The organism is Parafrankia elaeagni, from assembly GCF_000374165.1.
Taxonomy (GTDB): Bacteria; Actinomycetota; Actinomycetes; order Frankiales; family Frankiaceae; genus Parafrankia; species Parafrankia elaeagni.
The window spans coordinates 59,591-70,469 of the sequence record NZ_KB893750.1 but is presented as its reverse complement, the minus strand read 5'-3'; the positions used below and the strand labels follow the sequence as shown (position 1 = coordinate 70,469).

9 protein-coding genes, 1 tRNA gene and 1 riboswitch are annotated in these 10,879 nt (G+C 70.9%); of the genes, 6 read left to right on the top strand and 4 right to left on the bottom strand.

Annotated features, from left to right (window positions below):
* Window positions 1-45 precede the first annotated feature (45 nt).
* Both B207_RS0123640 and B207_RS0123635 read left to right on the top strand, forming a co-directional pair.
* On the top strand, window positions 46-438 hold the full coding sequence (locus B207_RS0123640) for a hypothetical protein (protein WP_018639078.1): 393 nt from the start codon (window positions 46-48) through the stop codon (window positions 436-438).
* A 790-nt stretch (window positions 439-1,228) separates the two neighbouring features.
* A riboswitch (cyclic di-AMP (ydaO/yuaA leader) is annotated at window positions 1,229-1,405 on the top strand.
* Window positions 1,406-1,625: 220 nt separating this feature from the next.
* The gene (locus B207_RS0123635; RefSeq protein ID WP_018639077.1) at window positions 1,626-2,519 is read left to right on the top strand and encodes a C40 family peptidase; all 894 of its coding nucleotides are present in this window, start codon (window positions 1,626-1,628) and stop codon (window positions 2,517-2,519) included.
* A 1,042-nt stretch (window positions 2,520-3,561) separates the two neighbouring features.
* Here the strand turns inward: B207_RS0123635 and B207_RS0123630 are convergent.
* The 3 genes from B207_RS0123630 to B207_RS0123620 form a co-directional block, all read right to left on the bottom strand.
* Window positions 3,562-4,233, bottom strand: a complete 672-nt coding sequence (locus B207_RS0123630) for a plasmid partitioning protein (RefSeq protein ID WP_018639076.1) — start codon at window positions 4,231-4,233, stop codon at window positions 3,562-3,564.
* Window positions 4,234-4,339: 106 nt separating this feature from the next.
* Window positions 4,340-5,092 (bottom strand): type 1 glutamine amidotransferase, encoded by a 753-nt coding sequence (locus tag B207_RS0123625; protein ID WP_018639075.1) that lies wholly within the window; start codon window positions 5,090-5,092, stop codon window positions 4,340-4,342.
* Window positions 5,089-6,339: a MurT ligase domain-containing protein gene (locus B207_RS0123620; RefSeq protein WP_026311372.1), complete on the bottom strand. Its 1,251-nt coding sequence runs from the start codon at window positions 6,337-6,339 to the stop codon at window positions 5,089-5,091. Before B207_RS0123620 ends, B207_RS0123625 begins: the two co-directional genes overlap by 4 nt.
* A gap of 445 nt (window positions 6,340-6,784) precedes the next feature.
* Between B207_RS0123620 and B207_RS0123615 the strand changes: the two genes are divergently transcribed.
* From B207_RS0123615 to B207_RS0123600, 4 genes are all read left to right on the top strand, one after another.
* The gene (locus B207_RS0123615; RefSeq protein ID WP_018639073.1) at window positions 6,785-7,270 is read left to right on the top strand and encodes a tRNA adenosine deaminase-associated protein; all 486 of its coding nucleotides are present in this window, start codon (window positions 6,785-6,787) and stop codon (window positions 7,268-7,270) included.
* 16 nt (window positions 7,271-7,286) lie between these two features.
* Entirely contained in the window at window positions 7,287-7,769 is a 483-nt protein-coding gene (tadA, locus tag B207_RS35235) for a tRNA adenosine(34) deaminase TadA (RefSeq protein WP_051102640.1), read from the top strand.
* A gap of 85 nt (window positions 7,770-7,854) precedes the next feature.
* A tRNA-Ser gene (locus B207_RS0123605) sits at window positions 7,855-7,941 on the top strand.
* A gap of 510 nt (window positions 7,942-8,451) precedes the next feature.
* Entirely contained in the window at window positions 8,452-9,096 is a 645-nt protein-coding gene (locus B207_RS0123600) for an NAD(P)-dependent oxidoreductase (protein ID WP_018639071.1), read from the top strand.
* 268 nt (window positions 9,097-9,364) lie between these two features.
* Here the strand turns inward: B207_RS0123600 and B207_RS35230 are convergent, their stop codons facing one another.
* Entirely contained in the window at window positions 9,365-10,804 is a 1,440-nt protein-coding gene (locus B207_RS35230; protein ID WP_018639070.1) for a pyridoxal phosphate-dependent decarboxylase family protein, read from the bottom strand.
* Window positions 10,805-10,879 lie beyond the last annotated feature (75 nt).

The following is a 10,879-nucleotide window of genomic DNA, read 5'->3' as shown; positions in this document are numbered from 1 at the left end:
GCCTGCCGGCCGGTCCGGCACGGTCACCAGCATCCGGAGCCGAGCATGACGCAGCAGCCGTACCCGAGGCACCACGAGATCTCCATCCTTCCCGGCCGCGGCGACCTGATGGCCGAGCTCGCCAGTCGCCTGGAGGCGTTGGACGCGCTGCTGAACCGCCTGGAGGACGCCGAGCGCCAGGCCGCTGACGCCGGAGAGCACATCCTGCGCACGCGGCAGTGGCAGGAGGACACCGTCCGGACACTGCAGGAGGAGCGCGCCCGCATGCGCCAGCGCCAGCAGGCGTTGGACGATCTGGCCGAACATGCCCGGGCAGCCGTCGAGGCCCTGCACGGCAGCCATCGGACGCTGCTGCCCGAGGTGCGCCAGCTCGAGGTCGAGCTACAGGTCCTCGACAACTCCGGTTTCCTGAGCCGCCGCCAGAGTCGGCCGCGCTGACCAGCCCGTACTGACAGGCGGCGCCGACCAGTGGCGCCGACCAGTGGCGCCAGCAACACCGTGCCGACCGGACTGTGCTGACGAGACTGTGTTGACCGACGCCGTCGACCGGAGGTGTCCGGCGTCGGCGTCCGGAGCCGATCTGAAGCCGGGTCACGCTCCGCAGCCTTCTGGCAGATGACATTCGCCAGCCCTTCGCGTGCGGCGACCGCCGGACCGTCCATGACCTCCGAGCGCCACGCGCGCGGCGACCATCCGCGCCATCCGCGCCATCCGCGTCCCGGGCTCCGGCCAGGCCGATGACCAGGCCCAGTCGGCATCAGGCGGAACTGGCATGACGCAGGCACCGACGCACCGACGCACCGGTGAGCGCCGGGCGGCGCGGGCCGCGTATTCACGATTCGGCCGGGACGGACCAGTGTCTCCGGCGGATCCCCCGATGACCTCCGACAGCCTGGCGCGCCAGCCGGAGCCGCCTCGCGCATCCCCTCCCCCATCCCCTCTCGCAGCCCTGAAGGACGCTTGCCGAGCGCCTCGCCACGGCCCCGCAAGCCGGGAAAACCTCGTCACCTAACGTGTTTGTCCGTGATCCTCGTGTGGCCGCCCGAAAACGTGACGGGAAGCTCAGCACCCCCTCTGACCTGGGCTTATGCGACTCCGCAAGGGGCCCTTCTTCGCACACTCGACGTAGTTGGGGGGGACTAGTGTTTACCCACACCATCCGTGTGGACTAGTCTCGCTTGCGACGTCACGACAACACCGGGCCGAACGCCGAATCCTGCCCGCGGCCCCGGTGTCCCCTCCGAGTCGTCACCTCGGGCAGGAGCGGGGGACCCACCTCCACCGACCGGCACCAAGAAGTGGTGCGGGTCTAGGGGTGAAGTCCATCGCGTGAAGGTCGCGCGACGGACCGGGCAGCCCAGCCCGAACCCGACAGCTCACCTCGCAGGCGTACGGGAAGGAACGCAACGTTGTCTGCGCAAAGCGTGCAGCTTGATACCGAGAGACGCCGGCAGCAGGAAGGCCGCGGTCGCCACCGTGCGCCGTCCGCTCCCTCGGCGTCGAGTCGAGCCAGGGCCAGAGCCCGAACGGTTGCAGCCGTCACCACGGGAACCGTCGCGGTCTCCGGCGTAGCACTCGCCGGTTGCGCTACCGACATCAACGCGGATGCCGCGTTCGACGAGGGCATGAACACCGCCCCGATGACCCTCGCGACCCAGATCGGCTCGCGGCTGGCAGTCGACGGGGCCATCCAGGCAGCGACCACGACCGGTGGCAGCACGGGTACCGTCCTCGACGCGACCACCGACATCTCCGCTCCGACGCTCTCCTCGAAGATCGATGTCGGCCTGCGGGTGACCACCCCCGAGGTCACGGTCAACGCGAACGAGCCGGTCAACATCGGTTTCTCGCTGTACAACGAGCAGAACGACGCTCCGCTGGCCGACCAGCTCATCAAGGTTCAGGTCAAGCTCCCCACCGGGTGGGCGACCTTCCTGCACCTGACCACGGACGACCGCGGCTTCGCCTCGTACACCGCCCGGGTGCTGACCACCACGAACGTCACCGCGATCTTCGACGGGTCGGACGCTCTGCAGTCCGCCCACTCCGAGAACGACGCGACGCTGACCGTCCGGCCGACACCGCCGCCGCCGCAGGCCTCCCGCCGTGCGGACCGCCCGGCCGTGAGCGTGGACACCCCCGCGGTCAACGTCAATCTGCCGGCCAGCTCGATCGGTGAGAAGGCCGTCTACCTGGCCTCGCTGCATGCCGGCAAGCCCTACGTCTACGGCGCCGAGGGCCCCAGCTCCTTCGACTGCTCCGGGCTCGTGCAGTACGTCTACCGGCAGCTCGGCAAGAACCTGCCGCGCACGACAGACCAGCAGTACGCGGCCACCACTCGCATCTCCCAGTACAACAAGGCGCCCGGCGATCTGATCTTCTTCGGCAGCCCGGGCAACATCTACCACGTCGGCATCTACGCCGGTGATGGCAAGATGTGGGTCGCGCCCCGCAGCGGTGATGTCGTCAAGCTGCAGACGATCTACACGACCTCGTACCTGGTCGGTCGCATCCCCTGACGCAGCCGTGAGCCGCGGTCCACAGGGCACAGCCCTGGAACCGTTGCTCTCTGCCCCTCTGAGAGCCCGTACGAACCGTTGACGGGGTGGCCAGCAGCGCTGGCAACCCTGTCCCCGGAACGAGCCGCCGCGCGATCTCCCCCTCCGGTCGCGCACGGCTTCGCCGCCGGGTCGGGGTTGTCGGGATCGACTCCGACCCGGCGGGCACCAGACCACGCGCGGTTCCAGACCGCACGCCACTGGACGGCGCACCAACCAGACCCCGTCGACAGGTCCCCTGCACCGGACCGGCGCAGCCCTCAGTGATCGCTCCGCCTTGCCCTGAACTCGTCACAACGTCTGTGACCTTGGGAAACGCCCGCCTCAGGCGAGCTGCGGACTCCAAGGCCGGTAGGCCGTTGCGACATCATTCTACTTCGGCATAAGCGGTGTAGATGGGGCGAAAACCGTCCAGAATGCGACCATCGGGCATCAACGAACGCCCTACAGATCGAAGACGGAAACACCTGAACCACACCGGCGCACCACCGAGATCCTTCCGGCCGGACGGACGTCAGATCCCCCCCCATCTGACGTCCGTCCGGCCGGAAGGCCCCGGACTCCGCTGGTCGCTCGTCCCGATCCCCCCCCCATCGGACCGGGCGACCAGCGGACTCTCCGGCCAGCCATCCGGCCACCTCTGGGTCTGTCGGGGCCGTTAACCCCCTCCCGGCGACGCCGACAGACCGCACCGGCCCCGGCCGCAGCCCCTTGCAAGGGGCTGCGGCCGGGGCACGGAACCCCACCGCCCTGCCGACAGGAGCTCGGATCTCCCGCGAACGGGGCGGGCGGATCCGCCCGCAGCAGCGGGCGCAAGAGCCGAACTGACTACTGGGGCCCGCGCCGACAGTCGTTCGGCGGTCCGAGGACGAAGTTGACTAGTTCTTTGCAACTAACACAAATCAGCTAGCCCCTGCCACCGCATCGGCTCCGCCCGCCAGGGGCGGCACCGGGCCCGGTGACACTGGAAGCCGGCGCCGCGCACGCAGCCACACCCGGGGCGTCACGCCGAACGCCGCCGCTTGTCATGGGAGAAGTCCCAGAGGGCGTCCGTCACGTCATCGTCCCACGCGGTCTCCGCGACCCGGCCATGCGGGGTAACCGCATCACAGGTCGGACCGGGTTCCGTCTCGAACTGCCCAACGACCCCGACCCCGGCGTACACCGGATCGCCCGGTCCGCAGGCAGCGAGCAACGCGAGCCGGGCGCCCTCGCCGATGCCCCAGATGTACACCCGGTCCAGGTCGACATCCGTGCGTTCCTCGTCCATGAAACGTACGACGTCGCGCAGATACTGCAGATCCGGGCCATTCGGGTCGTCCAGTCGCCAGGTTCCCGCGACCGCCTCCGGGAAGGCGAGCGCGAAATCCCGGCGATTGGCCAGCGAGGACGCGTCGCTCGCCCGTTCCAGCGACTGCGCATCCGCATTGTCGTCGTGCAGGATGATGACCAGGGGCAGCGGCTCATCGGGGTCGGACGGCGCCTGAACGCGTAGTTCCCGCCCGGCCGACGGATAGTCGTCCGGGATGTCGACCTGCTCGACCTCGGGTCGACCTCGGCCCGCCACCAGCCACCACACGGCAACCAGCGCGACTCCGACAATGATCACATTCTTCTTGTTCTTGCCCCACCAACCGGCAAGGGGATTCGACGCCACGATCCAACCGAACCACACCGCGCCTCCGGAAATCGCCGGATTCCGCTCAGCGCGTCCCGGCAGACCCGGTCAGGACGACGCCGAGCGGCGCGGCATCAGGTCACGTGGCCGGTCACGTGGCCGGTCACGTGGCCGCGAGCGCGCGGGCCCTGGCAGCCCGGAGAACTCCGACCTCACGGGGGCCGTCCAGCGGCGCCAGCGGGCCGTGCACCCAGCTCAGCAGCAGGTCGGCCAGAGCCGGATTCTGGGCCAGCACCGGCCCGTGCAGGTAGGTGCCGATGACCTTGCGGTCGACCACACCATCGGTGCGGGCAGGAGTGCCGTCCCCGACACCGAGGCGCACCGTCCCGAGCGGGATCCCGCGGAAGCCGGGCAGCGGGCGGGTCCGCCCGCCGTGGTTCTCGTACCCGTACAGCGTCGGCAGCCCGAGCTCCGGACCAGGCTCCACCACGATGTCGCCGACCGCCCGGGGCGGCAGCGGGGCGTCCGGCGGGTCGAAGGACCGGCGGGTCTCCACGTCGACGAGGTGAACACCCTCGTGGATCCGCCCGTCACCGGCCGGGAACGTGGCGCCGATCACCTGGTACCCGGCGCACACCGCCAGCACGGCCGCACCGCCCGAGACCGCCCGCGCCAGGGACCGGTTGCGGCGCATGCCGTCCGCGGCGAGCACCTGCGGCTCGTCCTCACCGCCGCCCAGCAGGTAGATGTCGCATTCGGCCGGCACCACCTCGCCGGCCGGCACCTCGACGATCTCGGCGTGCAGGCCGCGCCAGCGCAGCCGCTGGGCCAGGACGGTCGCGTTCCCGCCGTCGCCGTAGGTGCCGAGCAGCTCCGGGTAGATCAGGGCGATCCGGGTCGCCGACTGGCGGATCACCGGGTGGTCCGGACGAGCAGGTCACGGAACGCGGTGTAGTTCGCCACGACGTCCACGCCCTTGTCGTTCGCCGCCGCGGCGGCGGCCTCGGCGTCGGCGTGGACGGTGTGGGGTACCTCGGCATAGGCCAGACGCACGCTCATGTCCTCCTTGCGGCCCCCGGTGACCAGCACCTGGCGGCCGGCGAGCCGCTCGAAGGGCACGTCCCAGATCCAGGACGGGTCACGGCCGTCCGCCGTCTGCGAGTTGAAATCGATCACGACCGGTCGCGGGGGGCCGGAGTTCAGCAGCTCCATCATCTCCACCCAGCCGGCCGGGTTCTTCGCCAGCAGCAGCCGGGCCCGCTTCCCGTCCGGGCCGAGCGGCACCTCCTGATAGCGCCCCTGGACGTCGCCGATGCCCCGCATGGCGGCGAGGGCGTCCTCGACCTCGACCCCGAACTCACGGGCGGCCGCGGCGGCCATGGCCGCGTTGGCGAGGTTGACCCGCCCGGGAAGGTCGATGCGCGCCGGGATGCGGCGGCCGAACCACATCAGTTCGTCGAGCCCGGCCACCGAGACGATCGGCTCCGGCCGGGCCAGGCCGCACTCGCACCACCAGCCGGAGGCGTTGCGGTGCAGCAGCCGGGCGCACTGCGGGCAGACCATCGCGTCGGCGGTCCAGTTCTGGCCGGCGGCGACCCAGACCTGGCGCGACCAGGTCATGGCCGCCCAGGCCACAAGCGGATCGTCGACGTTCGCCACGACGACCGTGTCGTGGAGGTCCTCGCCCAGCTCCCGCCACAGCGCGGCGATGCGGCGGGTCTCGTTCGACCGGTCGAGCTGGTCGCGCGAGATGTTGAGCAGGAGCACCACCCGCGGCACGATCGCCCTGGCCACCCGGGGCAGCCAGATCTCGTCGACCTCCAGGGCCGCGGGGCTGTCGTACGGTGGCCTGGACATGGCCGCCAGAACGCCCGGCGCCATGTTCGCGCCGCCGCTGTTCGACTTCACCGGGCCGAGGGTGCCGAGCGCGCGGGCCAGCAGCCGGGTGGTCGTCGTCTTGCCGTTGGTGGCCGAGACGCAGGCGGTGGGGCGGTTCGTACCGACCTCGGCCAGTGCGTCCGGAGAGATCCGCAGGGCGATCTTTCCGCCGATCATCTCACCCGAGCCGCGGCCCAGGCGGCGGGATGTCTCCGAGGCCAGCCGCTCGGCGGCGAGCGCGAACCGCGTGCGGGCGGAGATCCGGCGTGGCAGGCGTGTCATCATCGCGTCTCAGAGTGCCATGAGCCCGCGCGGGTGTGATGCGTGCCCCGCGCTGTGTGCCGGTTCACGCCGATCGCTCCCGCCACCGCCGCCCGCCGCAGCCCACCACCGCGCCCCGCGACGCCCTTCTCGTGCCTCACCGTGTTCTTCTCGTACTCCGCTGTGCCGTTCTCGTGTTCCGCCGGGTCGCCTCCTGCCCCACGGTGTCCTGGCCGCGCCGGCACGGGAACGCCGCCACAGGCGGGACGGCGCCGAAGGGCGCTGGGTCGCCGGGCGCCCGCCGGTGGGGCGGAGCACTCTCGAGTAGGCATGCCCGGCCCCTGATGGATGAGTAGGACGCTCGAAGGTGAGAATCACAGAAGGGACACGGCAGCACCCCGGGTCGGCAGGAACGCAGATCGCCTGAGGACCGACGCAGGCCCGGCGGGAAGGGACGTGAGGACGAACTGTGAGCACCAAGGGGATAGCGATCGCCCAGAACGCCGGGCGATGGACGGCCCACGACCTCGACATCGCCGACATGGAGGATCTCGACTCGCTCGTCGACGCGATGCACGACCTCTCCTCGGGGACGGTCATCGCGTTCGTCGAGGAGGACGACGAGTATCTCGCCATCGTGCGGATCACGGCGCGTGATCCCGACCCGAAGGTCTTCCTTTCGGACCGGCGCGTGCTGCTCACTTCCGACCATGCCGAGCGGCTGTTCGCCGACGCCCTGCCGTCGATGGCCGGGCTCGACGACGACTCGGACGACGACGCACCGGTCGGGCAGGCCTCACCGGTCGGTGACCTGGACCTCCTCGCCGATCTGGGGACGCCGACGGAGGCGCTGCTCGAGCTGATCGCCGAGGAGGGCATGCTGCCCGCCGACGTGATCAGCGCGGTCAGCGAACGGGCCGGCGCCGGGGAGATCTTCGACGACGTCCGTGGCTGATCGGTACCACGACGCCATGGGCCTCGCCCTCGCCGAGGCCGCGCTGGCCGAGGCGGCCGGTGACGTGCCGGTGGGGGCGGTCGTCGTGGCGCCCGACGGCCGCGTCCTGGGGCGCGGGCACAACGCCCGGGAGGCCGGCGGGGATCCGACCGCCCACGCGGAGGTGGTCGCGCTCCGGGCCGCGGCGCGCGAGCTGGGGGCCTGGCGGCTCGACGGGACGACGCTGGTGGTCACTTTGGAGCCGTGCACGATGTGCGCGGGGGCGTTGGTACTCGCCCGTGTCGGCCGGCTTGTGTACGGCGCCGTCGACGACAAGGCCGGCGCCGTGGGCTCGCTGTGGGATGTCGTCCGCGACCGGCGCCTGAACCACCGTCCCGAGGTGATCTCCGGCGTTCGCGCACAGGAGTGCTCGGAGCACCTGGCTGCCTTCTTCGTCGCCCGGCGCTCCGCGCACTCCGCGCGGACATCCGACAGCCCGGGACCGGGCCCGGATCTCTGACGGCCAGGCGCGAACGGCCAGGCGCGAAACGGACACCGACCCCCCGGTCGGCCGGACCCGGACGGCGTCGCGTAAGCTAGCCTGCGGTGGAGTCGCCTAGTGGCCGAGGGCGCACGCCTCGAAAGCGTGTGAGGGGGCAACCCCTCCGTGGGTTCAAATCCCACCTCCACCGCCGTGTGTGATGTCTTGGGACATCGGCATAGCCCTGAACCCACGATCTCGGGTTCAGGGCTTCGTGCTTTTCGGGGCTGGGCCGTTGAGAGTCGCACCGCCGCAATCGCGGAAGGTCTGCCGATAGGCGGTTGGTGAGACACCCGTCGCGGCTCGGAAGCGCTGACGCAGCGAGATCCCGGTCGCGAAGCCCGTGTGCCGGGCGACCTGGCCGAAGGTCGACCGACCTGCAAGGAATAATTCGGCGCCATGCACCCCACCCCACGCCATTTTCACGCCACCGCGGCGCCGGCAGCGCGCGGAACGCCGGTTGATTCTGATCCCGGGTGCCGGCGCACCGATCTTTGTTCCGGATCTCCGCTTCGATCGTAGACGGACTCAGGTTGCGCCGACTCCGGAGCGTGTCATAGTCGATGCGCAAGGTGAAAGACCGTGACCATGCCGCGGTCAAAGCCAGATCCAGCGGATCGATTTCCATGGTGGCTCAGTCAACGCAATCCGGAGGTCAGTAATGGCAAGGATCGTTGTTCTCGGTGCCGGTGGTCAGGTAGGTCGGTCCATCGTCGCCGAGGCCGTCAAGCGCGGTCACGAGGTCACGGCGGTCGACCAGGACCAGAACCAGATGAAGTCGCTTCCCCGGCAGGCCAACCCGATGACCGGGGATGTCACGTCCCGCGACGTCGTCGCCCAGCAGGCGCAGGGCGCCGACGTGGTCGTGGTCGCGCTGGCCGGGTGCGCCCGCCCCGAGCACGCGAACGTCGCCCGCGTGATGGTCGACGTCGCGAGCAAGCTCGGGAACAAGGCTCCCGCGGTCATCCACGTCGGAAACGGCGGGCTGCTGGAGAACACCGACGGCGAGCGGATCGTCGACACGCAGGAGTTCCCCGCGGGCGAGCGCAAGGAGGCCCTGGACCAGGCTGACGCGCTTGATGTGCTCCGCGCCGCCAAGGGCAGCGTGAAGTGGTCGTACATCACCCCGCCGCCGCGCAACTTCGGCCCGGGGCGCCGCCGGGAGGCCTACCGCACCGCCGGCGACCGCCCGGTGATGGACTCCCAGGGAAACATGGGAATCTCGCACGAGGATTTCGCCATCGCCGTCCTGGACGAGGCGGAGAAGCCGAAGTTCCGCAACAAGCGCTACACGGTGGGGTACTGAGCCCCGTTCTTCGGCGCGACGCGGCCAGCAGCGGCCACAGCCGCCACAGCCGCCTGTCAGTCGTTTGCTGATTCCCTGCGGTCCGACTGTTCGCTGATCCCGTGAGGTGACCGGTCTGATCCCGGTCAGCCCCGATCGTGTTCAGAAGCAGGGAAAGGCCGGGCCCGGACGTACGCAGTCCGGGCCCGGCCATCCGGCTTTCCGGCCCGGAGAGACCGGCCCGCGGCACGTCCGCCGACGGCGCCGTCAGCGGGTGGGGGCAGCGCCGTCAGCAGGTGGGGAGGGCGTCGTCCGCCATGGTGGCGAGGATGCGCCCGACGTCGTCGGAGGTCGTCCGCGGGTTCACGATGGCGAAGCGGGTCACCGTCTCGCCGTTGTGCACGGTCGGGGTGACGAAGGCCAGCCCGCCGCGCAGCAGGCAGTCGGACCACCGGTGGTAGTCCGGCGGCGACCACCCGAGCCGGCGCAGGACGACGATCGACAGCTCCGGCTCGCGGACCAGCTCCACGTAGGGCAGCTCCCGCACGAGGTCCGCCGCGGCGCGGGCGGTCGCGAGGCAGCGCTCCACCGCCCGTCCGTAGGCCTGCGTCCCATAGGTCGCGAGGGAGAACCAGAACGGCAGGCCGCGCACCCGCCGGGACAGCCCGATCTGGTAGTCGGACGGGTTCCAGGCGCTGTCCCGATCGAGGACTTCCAGGTAGCCCGCCTGCTGGGCGTGCGCCAGCCGGGCCGCCGCGGGATCGCGGTAGACCAGCGCGCAGGCGTCGAAGGGTGCGAACAGCCACTTGTGGGGATCGACGATGAAGGAGTCGGCAGCACCGACCCCGGCGAAGAGGTGACGAACGGACGGCGCGGCGATACCGGCAAGACCGTAGGCGCCGTCGACATGCACCCAGATGTCCCGGGCGTGCGCGGCGTCGACGATCCCGCCGATGTCATCGACGATCCCGAACTGGGTGCTCCCCGCCGTCGCGACGACCGCGAACACTCCGGTACCCGGTGCGTTCCGGCCGGTGGCACCGCGCTCGACCGGGTCCAGGCTGTGGGCGTCCAGCGCGGCGGCCACAGCGGCCCCGGTCAGCCGCCCGCTGCCGTCGGCGGAGACGAAGACGAGATCGACGTCCATCACCTCGGCGGCCTGCCGCAGCGACGAGTGGGCCTCGGCCCCACACAGGAAGCACCAGCGGGCCGGCAGCGGCAGCCCAAGGGCCACCCGGCGGGCACGCGCCGCGTGCCGCGCCGCGACCAGCGCCGAGAGGTTCCCGACCGTGCCGCCCTGCACGAACGCGCCACCGGCGCTGGGCGGGAAGCCGACCAGATCGGACAGCCAGCGCAGCGCCTCGTTCTCGGCGTGGATGGCACCGCTGCCCTCGAGCCAGCTCCCGCCGTAGATCGACGAGGCACCGACGACGAGGTCGAACAGAATCGACGCCCGTGTCGGCGCAGCCGGGATGAAGGCCAGATTGCGCGGGTGATCGGCCGATATGCACGCCCGGGACAGGACCTCGTCGAAGACGCGCAGGGCCGCGAGCCCACCGACGCCTTCCGGAGTGATCGTGCGCCCCGCCTGTCGCGCGAGTTCGGCCGGTGCGGCCGTTCCGTCCAGCGGGGCGGGATCGAGATTCATCCTCGCCCGTGCGTAGTCGACAACCGCCTCTTCAAGGCCGGGGCCGAGTACATCGAAGATCGCAGCGTCGGGTCGGTGCACCCGCCGAAGTCTAGGTCGACCCCGGCCCCACCGCCGAGGCGATCAACGGGTGCCTTCGCAGGCGGCGACCACCGC

Bases quoted from the DNA above. Each gene is read 5' to 3' on its own strand.
- B207_RS0123620 (WP_026311372.1), bottom strand. From the start codon at position 6,339: ATGATGACACGCCTGCCACGCCGGATCTCCGCCCGCACGCGGTTCGCG.
- B207_RS0123600 (WP_018639071.1), top strand. From the start codon at position 8,452: ATGGCAAGGATCGTTGTTCTCGGTGCCGGTGGTCAGGTAGGTCGGTCC.
- B207_RS0123635 (WP_018639077.1), top strand. From the start codon at position 1,626: ATGAACACCGCCCCGATGACCCTCGCGACCCAGATCGGCTCGCGGCTG.
- B207_RS0123640 (WP_018639078.1), top strand. From the start codon at position 46: ATGACGCAGCAGCCGTACCCGAGGCACCACGAGATCTCCATCCTTCCC.
- tadA (WP_051102640.1), top strand. From the start codon at position 7,287: ATGGGCCTCGCCCTCGCCGAGGCCGCGCTGGCCGAGGCGGCCGGTGAC.